Below are 14,455 nucleotides of genomic sequence, written 5' to 3'. Positions count from 1 at the left end.
TCTACTCGGGCAAGGTCCGCGACCTGTACGCCTCGGAGGATCCGGTGGACACGCGCATCCTCGTCGTCGCCCCGCCCGCGTGCCCGCTCTGCCGCGGAGACCCGTGCTCCTCGCCGAGACCGATCCCGTCAGACGTCGGGGGCATGGGTCTCGGCGAGGGCCGTGAGTCGCGGCGATCACCGACCCCGCAGATCGTCTGTGCCGCGACCCGAAAAGGGCGTATAGTCCACATGGACTATTTGAGGGGGGAACATGAAGAAGGATGCCGTCGCCCGGCTCACTCCCATGGGGGTGATGGTGCTCGCGCTGCTGCGCGAAGGCGACATGCACCCCTACGAGATGGTCCGTCTCATGCGAGCCCGCCACGACGATCGGCTGCTGACGATCACCAACGGCACGCTCTACCACACGGTCTCGCGACTGCACCGCTCGGGGCTGATCGACGAGCTCGGCATCGATCGTGAAGGCAATCGTCCGGAGCGCACGACCTACGCCCTCACGGAGGCCGGACGCGACGCGGTCGTGACATGGGTGCGGCGCGAGCTGCCCCGCATCGATCGCCCGGCCGATTTCCGCATCGCGCTCGCCGAGGCGCACAACCTCGAGCACCTCGACGTCATCGAGCTCCTGCGCCTCCGGCGGGTCGCGCTCCTCGACGACCACGCCCGGCATCGCGACGGCCTGCAGAAGGCCAGGGAGAAGGCCGTGCCCGAACAGGTGCTCGTCGAGATCGAACGCCAGGAGGCCCTGCTGGAGGCCGAGCTGCGCTGGCTCGACTCCCTGCTCGACCGCCTCGAAGCCGAGACCCTGCCCTGGGGTCCCACGGCATTCCAGAACTCAGATCGCTACCGCGCTCAGCGAAAGGCCGCACAGCAATGACCGATTCCCCCCGCGACGGAGACCGTCCGCCGGTGTCCACGCCCTCGACCTCCGGCCCGTCGACCGGTACCTACTCCGTCGGCCACAAGCCGAAGAGCCCGTGGCCCGCCCTCTGGGCGCTCGTCATCGGCTTCTTCATGATCCTCGTCGACACCACGATCGTGTCGGTCGCGAACCCGGCCATCAAGGCCGCGCTCGACCCGAACACGAACAACCTCGACAACGTCGTGTGGGTCACGAGCGCCTACCTGCTCGCCTATGCGGTGCCGCTGCTGATCACGGGACGCCTGGGCGACCGCTTCGGCCCGAAGAACATCTACCTGATCGGCCTCGCGGTCTTCACGCTCGCCTCGCTGTGGTGCGGACTGTCGACCACACTCGACGGGCTGATCGTCGCTCGCGCCGTGCAGGGGCTCGGGGCGGCGTTCATGACGCCGCAGACCATGGCCGTGATCACCCGCACCTTTCCGCCCGAGCGCCGCGGCGCCGCGATGGGTCTCTGGGGTGCGACCGCCGGTGTCGCGACGCTCGTCGGCCCGCTCGTGGGCGGCCTGCTCGTCGACGGGTTCGGCTGGGAGTGGATCTTCTTCGTGAACATCCCGGTCGGCATCGTCGCCTTCGTGCTCGCATGGCGTCTGGTCCCGAAGCTCGCGACGCACCCGCACCGCTTCGACATCGTGGGTGTGGTGCTGAGCGCCGTGGCCCTCTTCCTCATCGTGTTCGGACTCCAGGAGGGTGAGAAGTACGACTGGGGCGTCATCTGGGGTCCCATCTCGGTGTGGGGCCTGATCATCGTCGGCCTCGTGGTGCTCGGGCTGTTCATCCTGCAGCAGGCCAAGACCCGCAGCGAACCGCTGGTCCCGCTCGCTCTGTTCCGCGACCGCAACTTCTCGGGAGCGAACGTCGCGATCGCGGCGGTCGGCTTCACGGTGACGAGCATGTCGTTGCCGATGATGTTCTTCCTGCAGACCGCACGCGGACTCACGCCCACGCAGGCTGCGCTGCTGATGATCCCGATGGCCGTGCTCTCGGGCGTGCTCGCCCCCGGCGCCGGGAAGCTGCTCGATCGCATCGACCCCCGCCTCATCCTCATCCCCGGCCTGCTCTGCGTCGCCGGTGCGCTCGTCTGGTACTCGGCCCTGATCAACATGGAGACCGAGATCTGGATGTTCCTGCTGCCGTCCGCACTGATGGGCATCGGCAACGCCGGCATGTGGGGGCCGCTCGCCACCACCGCCACGCGCAAGCTTCCGCCCCGACAGGCGGGTGCCGGTGCCGGCATCTACAACACCACGCGGACCATCGGATCGGTCATCGGCTCGGCATCCATCGCCGCGTTCATGCAGTCCCGGCTCGAGGCGAACCTGCCGGGGCTCGCCGATGCGCCGGCAGGCATCTCGACCGGGGGCACGCTGCCGCCGCAGGTGGCCGACGGGTTCGCCACCGGCATGGCGCAATCCATCCTGTTGCCCGCGTGCGTGATGGTGATCGCGCTCATCGCCTCACTGTTCCTCGGACGGTACGACAAGACGGAGGCAGCCGCCCCTGCGGCCGCGCGTCCCGAGTAGTCGGCGACTGTCTCTCCACGATCGAGCCCGAGAAACGCGACTTCCGCACTTCTCGGGCTCGATCTCGTCTTGCCTCCGACTCGGACTTGTGGCGGAGCTATCGTCGCTCCGTGCCGACGGTCATGCGAGTGCGCGGATACCGATTCTTCTTCTACAGCAACGAAGGATCGGAGCCCCGCATGTGCACGTCGAGCGGGCGGAGTTCACGGCCAAGTTCTGGCTCAGGCCGGTAGAATCGGCGGCGAAGACGAGGTTCGACGACCGTGAGCTGCGACTGCTTCGACGATTGATCGAACGCCAGCGCGGGCTGATCGAGGAGGCGTGGCATGAGCACTTCGGTGGATGACGCCGTCGCCGTCGGCGTCGTGACCGACGAACGCGAACTGCATGTGCGCATGAAGGACGGACGAACGATCAGCGTTCCTCTCGACTGGTTTCCGCGACTTGTCGATGCGAGCCCCGACGAGCGTGCGGACTGGCGGCTGATCGGCGCCGGCGAGGGCATTCACTGGCCACAGCTGGATGAGGACGTCTCCATCGCCGCGCTGCTTCGAGGTCGCTGACCCGTTTTGCCGGGAACGCAGGAATGTGATGTCATCAGGCGATGACGATCGCACTCTCTCGACCGAGCATCGACCTCTTCGACTCCTGGGCCGCCGCGGTGGCCGAGTTCGAGGGAGGACACATCGACGGCGGCGGCTTCGAGCAGGGGTTCGTCCCCGACCGTGCCGCATGCGAGGCCTTCGTCGAGAAGGCGGAGCTGTATGCGACGCCGGGCGCCGAGCTCCCGGAGGGGCACGTCCGCTGTGACCACTTCTGGATCACCGAGGGCGGTCAGGTCGTCGGGTTCCTGTCCTTCCGCCGCGAGCTCAACGACTGGCTCCGGCGCTTCGGCGGGCACATCGGATACTCGGTGATCCCCTCCCGGCGCCGTGAGGGGATCGTGCGCGAGGCCCTCCGCCTCGTTCTGCGCGTCGCCAAGGCAGAGGGCTACCAGCGCGTGATGCTCACCTGCGACGATGACAACGTCGGCTCCATCCGCACGATCGAGGGCGCCGGTGGTGAGCTCGAAGACGTGATCGACGCCTCGGAGGCGGGGCAGCCCCGCGTGCGGCGGTACTGGATCGAGCTCCCGAGGAACTGACGCCCGCCCGCCGAACAGTTTGGCGCGCCCGAGGACCAGCGTCTGAACGACGTCCCTCAAAGGTTCTCCATGACCATCACCTCCGCGCTCCGCGCTCCGCGCATCCGCGCCGACTTCCCGTGTACTCACCGAGTGCACGGGAAGTTTGCGTTGCGAGGCCGTGCGTTCGGCAACTTCCGGTGCGCTCGCTGCGGATGCGGGCGGGCTACTCGCGAACGGATGCGGGGGCGCGATGCCGACGGATGGTCGCGCTGACCAGGGCGGCGACCGCGCAGAGGCCGGCGGCGGCGAACCAGGCGAACGTGTACTGGCCGGTGTGGTCGCGGACGATCCCGGCGAGCACCGAGGCGATGCCGGCACCGATCTGGTGCGCAGCGAACACCCAGCCGAAGACGAGGGGACCTTTGTCGCCGAAGACCTCACGGCACAGGGCGATGGTCGGCGGCACGGTCGCGACCCAGTCGAGGCCGTAGATCACGATGAACACGATGATGCTCGGCTGCACTTCCGCCGAGAGCAGGCTCGGCAGGAACAGCAGGCTCACTCCGCGCAGCGCATAGTAGGCGGCGAGCAGGATGCGCGGGTTCACGCGGTCGGTCAGCCAGCCCGAGAACACGGTCCCGACGATGTCGAAGATCCCGACGACCGCGAGCAGGCCGGCGGCGGTGGTCGTCGCCATGCCGTGGTCGTGCGCGCTCGGGATGAAGTGCGTGCCGATGAGTCCGTTGGTGGTCGCTCCGCAGATCGCGAAGCCGATCGCCAGGGCCCAGAACGTCCGGGTGCGCGCGGCCTCTCGCAGCGTGCTCAGCGCGAGTTTCGCGGCACCCCAGGCCGTGCCGCGGGGAACAGGGGCCTGTGCCACGACGGGCGCCGTCTCTCCGTAGCGGGCGACGCCGAGGTCGCTCGGACGGTTGCGGAGGAAGATCCAGACCAGAGGAACGACAGCCAGCGCACCGCCCGCGATGATGAGCGAGGCCCCGCGCCAGCCGACGTCCTCGGCGGCGGCTGCGATCACCGGGAGGAAGATGAGCTGTCCGGTGGCGCTGCCGGCCGTGAGCACGCCGGAGACGAGTCCGCGCCTCGTGGCGAACCATGTATCGGTGATGGTGGCGGCGAACACCAGTGCCATCGATCCGGTGCCGAGACCGATCAGGACACCCCAGGTCAGGATGAGCTGGCCGGGCGTCGCGACGAACACGCTGAGCGCGGCTCCTGCTCCGATCACGAAGAGGGCGACCACCGTGACCGCGCGGATGCCGAAGCGCTGCATCAAGGCCGCGGCGAACGGGGCGATGAGGCCGTAGAGGAGGAGGTTGATCGAGACCGCGAGGGACAGCTCGGCCGTGCTCCAGCCGAACTCCTCTTCGAGCGGCACCATGAGCACGCCGGGGGCTGCACGGAATCCGGCGGCGCCGATGAGTGCGATGAGGGCGACGAGGGCGACCGTCCACGCGGGGTGGAAGCGGCGCTGCCGTGTGCCGAGAGGCTCGTCGATCGGCCCGTCGAGCGATTCGGCGGTCATGCGGCGTGCCCAGGGTGAAGGGCGAAGGGCTCTCCGCCCATGCTGCGTCGTGCCCAGCGGGTGCTGTCGGCGTCGAGCGGCGCCGCGCAGGTCGCGCACCAGTCCGCGGATTCGGTGTCGTCGCCGCAGCGCCCGCAGCTCACCGTCAGACCCCACGGTCCCTCGGGGTCGGTGACGCGGGAGAACCGCGCGAAGGCGTGCAGGATCGGGAGGGTCTCACGGCCGGCTTCCGTCAGGCGGTATCCGCTGCGGGCGTCGTCGGGGTCTTCACGGGTGATGAGGTCGGCCTCGCCCATCGCGGACAGTCGTCGGGAGAGCACGGAGTCGGCAGCGCCCGTGGCATCGCGCAGCTGGTCGAAGCGCGTGTGGCCCGAGAAGAGCTCGCGCAGGATGAGCAGCACCCACGGATCGGCGAGCACGTCGGCGGAACGGGCGATCGGGCAGGTCGCGGACGACCAGTCGGAGCGGAGCGGCATCCGCCTACTTTCTTGAAGAAAGCCGCCCCTGTCAATCGCAGCGTCGTAGGTTGGCAGGATTCCGCTCCCCCTTCGGCGGTCTTCGCACGTGGTCGAACTGCTGTCGAGTGCACGGGATCTCGCCGAGTGGACGGGGTGCGCACGTCGAGAAGCCGTGCACTCGCGGAGAAGCCGTGCACTCGACGTGCCTGGGCTGCAGGGAACGCGAGGCGGCGGGACTACTCCGCGACGCGGGCGGCGATATCGGTGCGGTAGTGGGAGCCGTCGAGGCGGATGCGGGCGATCGCCTCGTACGCGCGGTCGCGCGCGGTGCGGAAGTCGGATGCCACGGCCACCACGTTGAGCACGCGGCCACCCGTTGCGATGAGCGATCCGCCCGGCGCATCGGGGCTCGCGGTCGCGGCGTGCACGATGCGGACGCCCTCGACGGCTGCGGCATCAGCGAGGCCCTCGATCGGGCGGCCGGTCTGCGGCGACTCGGGATAGCCCTCGCTGGCCAGCACGACCGTGATCGCGACGTCATCACTGAACACGGGCTCCGGCTGGTCCTCGAGGGTGCCGGAGGCCGCGGCGAACAGCAGCTCCGACAGCGGGGTGACCAGCCGCGGCAGCACGATCTGCGTCTCGGGGTCGCCGAAGCGCGCGTTGAACTCGATCACCCGCACACCTGCCGGCGTGAGGATGAGGCCCGCGTAGAGGAGCCCGATGAACGGGGTGCCTTCGGCGTCGAGCTGTCGTACGACGGGCATGGCCACGTCGCGCGTGACCTCGTCGACGAAGGCCTTCTCGCTGCCGAACTGCTCGGCGAGCCACGGCAGCGGCGAGTAGGCGCCCATGCCACCTGTGTTGGGTCCGGCGTCGCCGTCGAGCGCGCGCTTGAAGTCCTGCGCGGGGCTGAGTGCGCGCACGGTGTCGCCATCGCTCAGGAAGAACAGGGAGACCTCGGGGCCGGAGAGGAACTCCTCGATCAGCACCGGCCCCGCGGGAAGGTATTGCTCCGCGTGCGCGAGAGCCTCTGCGCGGTCGGACGTGACGATGACGCCCTTGCCCGCGGCCAGGCCGTCGGCCTTGACCACGTAGGGGGCGCCGAGTTCGTCGAACGCGCTCTCGACCTCGGCCGTGGTGGCGGCGCGGACGGCGCGACCCGTCGGGACGCCGGCGGCGTCCATCACGCGCTTCGCGAACGACTTCGAGCCTTCCAGCTGGGCGGCGGCCTTCCCCGGTCCGAACACCGGGATTCCGCGGACACGCAGTGCATCGGCGACCCCGGCGACGAGCGGGGCCTCAGGACCGACGACGACCAGATCGATCGCGTGCTCGTGGGCGAAGGCGGTGACCGCTCCACCATCGAGCGGATCGACCGAGACGGGGGTGGCATCCTGAGCGATGCCGGCGTTGCCCGGCGCGACGAAGATCTCATGCTCCGTCTGCTCTGCCCGCAGGGCGAGGATGATCGCGTGCTCACGGGCACCGGAACCGAGGACGAGAATCTTCACCCGTCCAGACTACCGAGGGTCGTGGACCGGGTTTCGGCAGGCGTCCGCGTGCATAACTCCTCAAGATCTCGCCGAGCCGTGGCGGTCGGGGGCGTATCGGGTATCCGGGGGCAGATTTCTCAGGAGTTGCTCACCGCAGACGGTTCAGAGCTCGACGGTCCGTTCGACCGAGACGTCCCACGGCACGGTCCAGCCGGCCGCGTCGAAGAGCGCGTCGAGCACCATCGCGGTGAAGCCCCAGACGATCGTGCCGTCGACATCGAACGCCGGGCCGCGGAAGGTGTGGCCCATGCGGGTGATCGTCGAGGTGAACCTGGTCTCCGGATCGAGCAGCTGCGCGACAGGGACTCGGAACACCTCGACCGTCTCCGCATGATCGACCGCCACGACCCGAGACGGCGACTGCCACCACGCCAGGACGGGTGTCACCAGATGGTTGCTCGCGGCGAGCGGGATCTCGGGCAGGGTGGCCAGGATCTCGACGCCGGCCGGGTCCAGTCCGGTCTCCTCTTCCGCCTCGCGCAGGGCCGTGGCGACGACGTCGGCATCCTCCGGTTCCACCCTCCCGCCGGGGAAGGAGACCTGTCCGGGGTGCGACGAGAGCGTGGGGGCGCGCCGCTGCAGCAGCACGTCGAGGTCTCGGGCGACGGCCGCGACGGTCGTGGAGGCCGGGACGCTGTCGAGCACACCGAACAGGATGAGGACAGCCGCGTCGTGGGCGCTCTGCGGGTCGGCCAGTGGGGGAATGCGCACGCCCCACGAGTGGTCGGCGACCGCCGCGAGCAGCTCGGCGCGGGCGCCCTGGGGATGCATGCTCATGCGTTCGAGCATAGGACTCGGCGCGCCGCGGCCGGTCGTAGTCTGGAGCAATGGCCAAGAAGATCGACATCGTGGACGGACGTACGGCTCTCGACGCTGTCCGCACCGCGGAGGCCTCCGGTGCGAAGCCGCAGCGCACCGACCTCGCCACGGCCGTGCGCTACCTGCTGCAGCTGCTCGACGAGAAGGCGCCGGGCAACAGCGTCGAGGTGCGCGTCCCGCCCTTCGGCGCGGTGCAGGTCATCCAGGGACCCCGGCACACACGAGGTACCCCGCCGAACGTGGTCGAGATGGATGCGGCGACCTGGATCGCCGTCGCGACGGGTGCGGAGCGATGGGCCGATGCCGCTTCCGGCGGGCGCATCCACGCCTCCGGCACCCGCGCCGATCTGAGCGACGTGCTGCCGGTGCGCCCGTAGCGCGGTGCGGGCAGAGCCGTCGATCGAGGGTCAGTGCTTCCGGCGTCGTTCGATCTCGTCGGCGAGCTGCTGCACCGTGGTGGCGTCTGCATCCTTGGCGAGAGCGACGTAGTGGTCCATGACGGCAGGTCGATACCGCACCGGCATCGTCTGCCCTGGAGCGAGTCGGGTCAGCTCGGTGATCGTGAAGTCCTCATCCGCGATGCCGCGGAACGAGGCACCGTCCGCGTTCGTCACATCGAGCATCAGCACCAGGCGGGCGCCTCCGTCGCTGCTGACCTCGCGCCAGTCGACGAGCACCCCGAGAGCGAGGGTTCCTGCGCGCAGCTCGGCATTTCGTCGTCGAGCCTCGCCGCTCAGGAGCGGGTTCGGGGCGACGCCGGGAAAGGCGGGTCCGACGCCGAGCGACTCCCGGCTCAGGTCGGGCCGTAACTGCTCCATCAGATCGCTGAGTCGCTGTCTCTTCTTCTTCTTGGACCCGAACATCCTGCCCTCCCTCGCGCCCGCACCGCAGCGTCCGCCGCACAGCGTGTCATCGCGATTGTACGGGTGCCGGCATGTCGCGACTCGTGTGTGGTGCCTGACGCGCTCGGAGGGGAGGAAGACCGTTCGCGCCTGACCGGTCTCACCGTGAACACTGGGTGTCAGAGTGAACTCCGTTCTGTGAGCCGGGCAGAGATCCCCCAGAGGCGCTCGGCGGCTGCGGAGTCGACGGCATACTCCCGGACGCCGCCGTCGTTCATCGAGCCGTCGGGGCCGGCGACTGGTGCGACATCGCAATCCTCGCAGTAGACGCCGCCGAGGCCGTCCAGGAGGGGGGAGGTCGCCGCCCACAAGCCGGTCGCCGCACCCTGACTCGGTGTCTTGAGCCCCGGCAGGATGATGTTGCCGTCCTCATCCGTCCATCCCAGTGCGGTGCTCTCGGCGGTGGTGATATCGCGCTGCAGCTCGGTGAAGATGCTCCCGGGGTGAAGCGAGTAGGCACGGATGCCGTCGTGCTGGGCGCTCCGGTCCAGGTGGGCGGCGAAGAGAACGTTGGCCGTCTTCGACTGTCCGTAGGCGAGCCACTTGTCGTAGCCCTCTCGAAACTGCATGTCGCCCCAACGGATGTCGGAGAGGTGGTGCCCGGCCGAGGAGTACGACACCACCCGAGCGCCGTCCGCGTTCGCGAGCAGGGGCAGCAGCAGGTTGACGAGTGCGAAGTGGCCGAGGTGATTGATCGCGAACTGGCTCTCCCATCCCGGCCCGACGCGGCGCTCGGGCGAGGCCATCACCCCGGCGGCGGCGATGAAGATGTCGAGCTGCGCTTCGGATTCCCTGAGCAGGTCAGACGCGGCGCGGACGCTCGCGAGGTCGGCCAGATCGAGCGGCACCACGGTGACGTTGTCGAGGCCGCGCAACCGGGTGAGCGCGAGGTCCGTGCGCCGAGCTGGCACCAGCACGCGCGCGCCTGCCTCGACCAGGGAGCGGGTCGTTTCCCACCCCAATCCGGAGTATCCGCCCGTGACGAGTGCGGTCTTGCCTCCGAGGTCGACTTCCGCCATCACATCCTGCGACGTCGATGCGGCCGTGAACCCGGAGTGGAGTGGTGTCTGCTCATTCGCTGTCATGCCGTCAACTTAGAATCTAGAGTGTCCTCTAGGTCAAGCGTGGGAGGCGATCGGAGTGGACCACTCGGAACCGGCGGAGAGCACGTTCGCGATCGGTGAGGTCGCTGAGCGCACGGGGTTGAGCGTGCATGCGCTGCGTTTCTACGAACGCGAGAATCTGCTTCTCGGTCCCGTTCGACGGACATCTTCGGGCCGGCGTGTCTACTCTGCTGCGGACGTGGAGTGGCTCCTCTACGGTGTCAGGCTGCGTGCATCTGGTATGCCTCTCGCCGACCTGGCGAGACTCACCGCGCTTGTCAGACAGGGGCCCGGAAACGAAGAGCAGCGCCTCGAGCTGCTGAGCGAGCACCTGCGACGCATCGAAGATCAGATCCAGACGCTGGAGGAGTCGCGCGCACTGATCGAGTGGAAGATCGAGGTCTACGGGGAGCACTTGCGTGCCGGGTCGGCTGTGGGCCTGTGGGACCCCACCCTGCCCGGGAAGGCAGCGGTGGGAACCGACGGCGGAACGCCCAGGCTCACCTAGCGGTTCAGCGCCGAGCGACCACGAGCGGCACACCGGTCGAGGGGGGATACGTCGACCGTCTGGACGATGGGCCATGCCCTCCGTGGCGGCAGGCTCGCGCGGAAGGGCGTCAGGCGCGGTCGTGGAGGGTGATCCGATACCCGTCGGGGTCGGCGAACGTGAAGGTCCGACCGAACGGGCCGTCGATCGGTTCCGCGACGATCGTGTGTCCGTCGGAGAGGAGTGCATCGTGGATGGCCTGGACATCGGTGGCGTGCAGCCAGATGGCGGCGCCGATGCCGGGCTGGGCTACCCCGGTCAGGTCGGTGTCCGGTGCGATGTCACGCAGCGCGAATGCGATGGGGGTTGTGTCGAACACTACGGCGTGGGGAGGGCCTGCGGGAGAGCGGACGAGGCCGAGGTAGCGCTCGTAGAACGCCTGGGAGGCGGCGAGGTCGCGCGCCTGCAGGGAGATGAAGTCGGGGCCGGTGACGGGCATGGGAGGATCCTTCGCTTTGTGTCAGTTTTCTGACACGATCGAGTGTATGTCAGAATACTGACATGAGTCAAGACCACGCAGGCATCGACCTCGACACGTCGTTGGGCTACCTGCTGAAGGAGGCATCGAGCGCTCTCCGCGCCGCGATGGAAGAGGTGCTGCGCCCGCTCGGCATGACCATCACCCACTACTCCTGTCTCGAACTGCTCTCCCAGCGGCCCGGCCTGTCGAACTCCGAGCTCGCACGGGGCGCTTTCGTGACGAGGCAGTCGATGAACGTCCTGCTCCAGGCGCTCGAACGCGACGGGTTCGTCACCAGGCCGTCGGAAGCGCCTGTCGGAAAGACCCTCCCCGCCCGCCTCACCGAGCGCGGCCGTGAAAGCCTCGCGACGGCGACGGCGGCCGTCCGCTCCGTCGAGGTCCGGATGCTGTCCGGCATGACGCAGGAGGAGCAGACGGGAGCACGGAAGATCCTCCGAAGCATGATCCGCTCGCTTCGCGAAGAGTCCTGACCCCGCAGGGTTCAGCGCCGAGCGACCACGAGCGGCACACCGGTCGTGGGGTGCGGGAACACGTCGACCGCCTGGCCGTACACCTGCTCGATCCGCGCGGCAGTGAGCACCTCGCTCGCAGTGCCCGTCGCTACGACCCGACCGCCCGAGAGCAAGGTGACGCGGTCGGCGTGCGCGAGTGCGGCGTTGAGGTCGTGCAGCACGATCGCCACCGCGATCCCCGTCTCAGCGAGCCCCCGGATCAACCGCATGACGTCTTCGTGGTGCTTGAGGTCGAGAGCAGCGGTCGGTTCGTCGAGCAACAGGACGCCGGTGGCCTGGGCGATCACGCGGGCGAGGGCGACCCTTGCGCGCTCGCCGCCGGACAGTGAGGGCACGGCTCGCGATCCGAGCGCCGTCACCTCAGTCTGCGCCATCGCTGCTGATACCAGCTCGTCGTCCTCGTCGGCCGCGGGTGTGCGTGCCCACGGTGTGCGGCCCATGCGCACCACCTGTTCGGCGCTGAAGGGAAACGTGACGGTGTTCTCCTGCAGGAGGACCGCGCGCTGCTGGGCGAGTGTGCGCGGCTTGATCCGGTCGATCGACCGCCCGTCGAGCTCGACCGTCCCTGCGTGAGCCGGCACGTCTCCGGCGAGCGCTCCGAACAGGGTGGACTTGCCGGCCCCGTTCGGCCCGACCAGCGCGTGGATCTCGCCACCGTGGATCTCGATGGACGCGTCGTCGAGGATCGTCCGCCCCTCACCGACACGCACGGTGAGCCCTGCGCCGCGGAGCCGCACGGTCATGCCCATCCTCCCGAACGGCGACGCGTGCGCACGAGCAGCCACAGGAAGAACGGGCCGCCCACGAGCGCGGTGATCATGCCGATCGGCAGATCGGCGAGCGGCACGGCGGTGCGCGCGACGAGGTCGGCCACGGCGATGAGCAGTGCGCCGCCGAGAGCCGAGACGATCACGAGCGGCAGATGCGCGGGGCCGATCATCATGCGCATCAGGTGCGGCACGACGAGCCCGGCGAAGCCGATGATCCCGGCGAACGCGACCGCCGCGCACACCAGCAGCGCGACCGTGACGATGACCACGATCCGCAGCAGCTCGACGTTGACGCCGAGGTGTCGTGCGGTGCGCTCGCCCAGGGCGAAGAGGTCGAGACTGGGCGCGACGATCAAGGCGACGACCACGCCGATCAACACGAGGGGCGCCACCAGCTGGATGTTCGACCACAGCGCGCCGTTGAGGGAACCCAGCTGCCAGAACACGATCTGCTCGCGGGTCGATGTGGTGCCGAGGAAGGTGAAGAAGGCCATGCCGGCGCCGGCGATCGCATTGATCGCGATGCCGGTGAGCAGGAGGGTCACCACCTCGGTGCGGCCGCCCGAGCGACTGATGAGGTACACCGAGAACACCGCGACCAGGCCGCCGATGAACGCGAATGCCGGTGTGGTCCACACCCCGAAGGTCGCGAGCCCGAACGTGATGCTCGCGGCTGCACCGAGCGCAGCGCCCGACGAGACGCCGACCACGCCGGCATCCGCGAGCGGGTTGCCGAAGATCGCCTGCATGAGCACGCCCGAGACGGCGAGCGCGGCGCCGACGAGGAGCCCGAGCACGATGCGCGGCATCCGCAGGTTGAAGATCACGCCGTAGTCGGTGGATGCCGCGGGTGCCCAGCCCGTGTCGATACCGACGCCGTGCAGCAGCACCCCGATGAGCGCCGTGGGGGAGAGGTCGTACTGTCCGCTCGTGATCGAGACCACGCAGGTGATCGCGAGCGCGACGATCAGGCCGACCGTCACCAGCGCGAAGCGCAGGCCCCGGTGCCTCGCCGGCGTCGGGGTGACGACCTCGCCGGTCACTTCGCGGGCTCGGGGGCGTACAGGGCGCGGGCCAGGGCGCCGATCACGTCGGCGGTGCGCGGGCCGAAGCTGAGGATCTCGCTGTCGGCCATGTCGATCACCCGACGATTGGCTCCGGCGGGGGTCTCGGCCACGGCGGGGATCCGCTCGATGAGACCGTCGATGCCGCCGACGGATTCGAGCCCATCGGTCATCATCACCAGCACGTCGGGCTGCGCGGCGACGAGGGCCTCGGCGGTCATCGGCTTCATGCCCTCCCAGCCGATCTCGGCCGCCACATCGACGCCGCCCACCGCGTCGATCAGCGAGTCGGCGCCTGAGTCCTCGCCGAAGATGTAGTAGACGTTGGCGCTGCCGCGCACATAGAGGAAGAGCATCCGTGCGCGATCGGCGGTGTCGGCGGGCACGACCTCGGCGATCTCCGCGAGGGTTTCGTCGACCGCGGCGTCGAGGCGAGCGATGAGCGCTTCCCCCCGACCGGGCACGCCGAGTGCGGTGGCGATCTCGGTGACCAGCTCGTCGGTGGTGTCGAGGCGCCGGTCGCTGGAGATGACGACGACGGCGATCCCGGCGTCGCGCAGCTGCTGGCGTACCTCTTTCGGGCCGATCGTGGTGTCGGTGAGGACCACGGTCGGGGCCAGCTCGAGGATCGCCTCGGCGTTGAGCGTGTGGCCGGTCTTGGTGACGACCGGGAGGTCTTCGGTCCCGGCGAAGACCGTGGAGGCGTCGCGGCCGACGACCTGGTCGCCGAGGCCGAGGGCGAACACGGTCGATGCGATCGTGCCGGAGATGTCGATCGGGAGGATGCGGTCGATGTCGGTGATCTCGACCTCATGGCCCTCGCTGTCGGTCACCGTCACGGGCAGCTTCGGCGCGGTGTCGTCGTCGACGCGGTCGATCTCGTGGCTGGGCAGGCACGCCGTGGACGGACCTGCGTGCCCGCGCACGTCGTCGATCAGGTCGAGCGAGGCGAACGGGGTGGAGGCGTGTGGGCAGGCATCGTCCGCGGTGGGCGGTGCGGCCGTGGCGCCCGGCTCTGCGCACGCGGTGAGTCCGACAGCGACAGCGGCGGCGAAGAAGAGGGCAAGGACGCGACGCATTAGGCAAGGCTATCCTAAAACTTGACGCGGGCTGATTCGCGCCTCTACGCT

General features: G+C 69.1%; 18 protein-coding genes. 8 read left to right on the top strand and 10 right to left on the bottom strand.

Features of this window, described 5'->3' with window-relative positions; translation table 11 throughout:
• Positions 1-252 precede the first annotated feature (252 nt).
• The 5 genes from CQ042_RS06275 (at position 253) to CQ042_RS06255 (ending at position 3,591) form a co-directional block, all read left to right on the top strand.
• Entirely contained in the window at positions 253-879 is a 627-nt protein-coding gene (locus tag CQ042_RS06275) for a PadR family transcriptional regulator (protein WP_105669597.1), read from the top strand.
• A complete protein-coding gene (locus CQ042_RS06270) occupies positions 876-2,447 on the top strand; it encodes an MFS transporter (RefSeq protein ID WP_258132077.1) in 1,572 nt (523 codons plus the stop codon). Before CQ042_RS06275 ends, CQ042_RS06270 begins: the two co-directional genes overlap by 4 nt.
• A 181-nt stretch (positions 2,448-2,628) precedes the next feature.
• Complete coding sequence (locus CQ042_RS06265; protein ID WP_219844818.1) at positions 2,629-2,793, top strand: DUF4160 domain-containing protein; 165 nt, start codon at positions 2,629-2,631, stop codon at positions 2,791-2,793.
• The gene (locus CQ042_RS06260) at positions 2,774-3,010 is read left to right on the top strand and encodes a DUF2442 domain-containing protein (RefSeq protein ID WP_105669596.1); all 237 of its coding nucleotides are present in this window, start codon (positions 2,774-2,776) and stop codon (positions 3,008-3,010) included. Before CQ042_RS06265 ends, CQ042_RS06260 begins: the two co-directional genes overlap by 20 nt.
• 41 nt (positions 3,011-3,051) lie before the next feature.
• Positions 3,052-3,591 (top strand): GNAT family N-acetyltransferase, encoded by a 540-nt coding sequence (locus CQ042_RS06255; protein WP_105669595.1) that lies wholly within the window; start codon positions 3,052-3,054, stop codon positions 3,589-3,591.
• A gap of 205 nt (positions 3,592-3,796) precedes the next feature.
• On the opposite strand, the gene CQ042_RS06250 is transcribed toward CQ042_RS06255, so the two are convergent.
• From CQ042_RS06250 to CQ042_RS06235, 4 genes are all read right to left on the bottom strand, one after another.
• On the bottom strand, positions 3,797-5,113 hold the full coding sequence (locus CQ042_RS06250; protein ID WP_105669594.1) for an MFS transporter: 1,317 nt from the start codon (positions 5,111-5,113) through the stop codon (positions 3,797-3,799).
• Positions 5,110-5,589: a helix-turn-helix domain-containing protein gene (locus CQ042_RS06245; RefSeq protein ID WP_105669593.1), complete on the bottom strand. Its 480-nt coding sequence runs from the start codon at positions 5,587-5,589 to the stop codon at positions 5,110-5,112. Before CQ042_RS06245 ends, CQ042_RS06250 begins: the two co-directional genes overlap by 4 nt.
• Before the next feature lie 218 nt (positions 5,590-5,807).
• A complete protein-coding gene (gene purD / locus CQ042_RS06240) occupies positions 5,808-7,085 on the bottom strand; it encodes a phosphoribosylamine--glycine ligase (RefSeq protein ID WP_105669592.1) in 1,278 nt (425 codons plus the stop codon).
• Positions 7,086-7,229: 144 nt separating this feature from the next.
• The gene (locus tag CQ042_RS06235) at positions 7,230-7,904 is read right to left on the bottom strand and encodes a CoA pyrophosphatase (protein WP_105669626.1); all 675 of its coding nucleotides are present in this window, start codon (positions 7,902-7,904) and stop codon (positions 7,230-7,232) included.
• Between the two features lie 50 nt (positions 7,905-7,954).
• On the opposite strand from CQ042_RS06235, the gene CQ042_RS06230 reads away from it, so the two are divergent.
• Positions 7,955-8,323, top strand: coding sequence for a sterol carrier family protein (locus CQ042_RS06230; protein ID WP_105669591.1), 369 nt, complete (start codon positions 7,955-7,957; stop codon positions 8,321-8,323).
• 30 nt (positions 8,324-8,353) lie between these two features.
• Here the strand turns inward: CQ042_RS06230 and CQ042_RS06225 are convergent, their stop codons facing one another.
• Positions 8,354-8,809 (bottom strand): hypothetical protein, encoded by a 456-nt coding sequence (locus CQ042_RS06225; RefSeq protein ID WP_105669590.1) that lies wholly within the window; start codon positions 8,807-8,809, stop codon positions 8,354-8,356.
• A 158-nt stretch (positions 8,810-8,967) separates the two neighbouring features.
• Positions 8,968-9,933 (bottom strand): oxidoreductase, encoded by a 966-nt coding sequence (locus tag CQ042_RS06220; protein WP_105669589.1) that lies wholly within the window; start codon positions 9,931-9,933, stop codon positions 8,968-8,970.
• Between the two features lie 55 nt (positions 9,934-9,988).
• On the opposite strand from CQ042_RS06220, the gene CQ042_RS06215 reads away from it, so the two are divergent.
• The gene (locus CQ042_RS06215) at positions 9,989-10,459 is read left to right on the top strand and encodes a MerR family transcriptional regulator (RefSeq protein WP_105669588.1); all 471 of its coding nucleotides are present in this window, start codon (positions 9,989-9,991) and stop codon (positions 10,457-10,459) included.
• Between the two features lie 109 nt (positions 10,460-10,568).
• On the opposite strand, the gene CQ042_RS06210 is transcribed toward CQ042_RS06215, so the two are convergent.
• Positions 10,569-10,937, bottom strand: a complete 369-nt coding sequence (locus CQ042_RS06210; protein WP_105669587.1) for a VOC family protein — start codon at positions 10,935-10,937, stop codon at positions 10,569-10,571.
• Positions 10,938-10,999: 62 nt separating this feature from the next.
• Between CQ042_RS06210 and CQ042_RS06205 the strand changes: the two genes are divergently transcribed.
• Positions 11,000-11,449 (top strand): MarR family winged helix-turn-helix transcriptional regulator, encoded by a 450-nt coding sequence (locus tag CQ042_RS06205; RefSeq protein WP_105669586.1) that lies wholly within the window; start codon positions 11,000-11,002, stop codon positions 11,447-11,449.
• A gap of 11 nt (positions 11,450-11,460) precedes the next feature.
• Here CQ042_RS06205 and CQ042_RS06200 read toward each other — a convergent pair whose 3' ends face one another.
• From CQ042_RS06200 to CQ042_RS06190, 3 genes are read right to left on the bottom strand one after another with little or no spacing between them, the layout of a single operon-like run.
• On the bottom strand, positions 11,461-12,234 hold the full coding sequence (locus CQ042_RS06200) for a heme ABC transporter ATP-binding protein (RefSeq protein ID WP_105669585.1): 774 nt from the start codon (positions 12,232-12,234) through the stop codon (positions 11,461-11,463).
• The gene (locus CQ042_RS06195) at positions 12,231-13,304 is read right to left on the bottom strand and encodes an iron ABC transporter permease (RefSeq protein WP_105669584.1); all 1,074 of its coding nucleotides are present in this window, start codon (positions 13,302-13,304) and stop codon (positions 12,231-12,233) included. The genes CQ042_RS06200 and CQ042_RS06195 overlap by 4 nt, the downstream gene beginning before the upstream one ends.
• Positions 13,301-14,404 (bottom strand): hemin ABC transporter substrate-binding protein, encoded by a 1,104-nt coding sequence (locus tag CQ042_RS06190; protein ID WP_105669583.1) that lies wholly within the window; start codon positions 14,402-14,404, stop codon positions 13,301-13,303. Before CQ042_RS06190 ends, CQ042_RS06195 begins: the two co-directional genes overlap by 4 nt.
• Between the last annotated feature and the right edge of the window lie 51 nt (positions 14,405-14,455).

The organism is Microbacterium sp. MYb62 (assembly GCF_002979475.1).
GTDB lineage: Bacteria > Actinomycetota > Actinomycetes > Actinomycetales > Microbacteriaceae > Microbacterium.
Note: the sequence above shows the minus strand (reverse complement) of the source record. Positions and strands in the feature narration are given on the sequence as shown.

Bases quoted from the DNA above. Each gene is read 5' to 3' on its own strand.
- CQ042_RS06235 (WP_105669626.1), bottom strand. From the start codon at position 7,904: ATGAGCATGCATCCCCAGGGCGCCCGCGCCGAGCTGCTCGCGGCGGTC.
- CQ042_RS06245 (WP_105669593.1), bottom strand. From the start codon at position 5,589: ATGCCGCTCCGCTCCGACTGGTCGTCCGCGACCTGCCCGATCGCCCGT.
- CQ042_RS06210 (WP_105669587.1), bottom strand. From the start codon at position 10,937: ATGCCCGTCACCGGCCCCGACTTCATCTCCCTGCAGGCGCGCGACCTC.
- CQ042_RS06220 (WP_105669589.1), bottom strand. From the start codon at position 9,933: ATGACAGCGAATGAGCAGACACCACTCCACTCCGGGTTCACGGCCGCA.
- CQ042_RS06190 (WP_105669583.1), bottom strand. From the start codon at position 14,404: ATGCGTCGCGTCCTTGCCCTCTTCTTCGCCGCCGCTGTCGCTGTCGGA.
- CQ042_RS06225 (WP_105669590.1), bottom strand. From the start codon at position 8,809: ATGTTCGGGTCCAAGAAGAAGAAGAGACAGCGACTCAGCGATCTGATG.
- CQ042_RS06200 (WP_105669585.1), bottom strand. From the start codon at position 12,234: ATGACCGTGCGGCTCCGCGGCGCAGGGCTCACCGTGCGTGTCGGTGAG.
- CQ042_RS06270 (WP_258132077.1), top strand. From the start codon at position 876: ATGACCGATTCCCCCCGCGACGGAGACCGTCCGCCGGTGTCCACGCCC.
- CQ042_RS06260 (WP_105669596.1), top strand. From the start codon at position 2,774: ATGAGCACTTCGGTGGATGACGCCGTCGCCGTCGGCGTCGTGACCGAC.
- CQ042_RS06230 (WP_105669591.1), top strand. From the start codon at position 7,955: ATGGCCAAGAAGATCGACATCGTGGACGGACGTACGGCTCTCGACGCT.
- CQ042_RS06275 (WP_105669597.1), top strand. From the start codon at position 253: ATGAAGAAGGATGCCGTCGCCCGGCTCACTCCCATGGGGGTGATGGTG.
- CQ042_RS06255 (WP_105669595.1), top strand. From the start codon at position 3,052: ATGACGATCGCACTCTCTCGACCGAGCATCGACCTCTTCGACTCCTGG.
- CQ042_RS06205 (WP_105669586.1), top strand. From the start codon at position 11,000: ATGAGTCAAGACCACGCAGGCATCGACCTCGACACGTCGTTGGGCTAC.
- CQ042_RS06250 (WP_105669594.1), bottom strand. From the start codon at position 5,113: ATGACCGCCGAATCGCTCGACGGGCCGATCGACGAGCCTCTCGGCACA.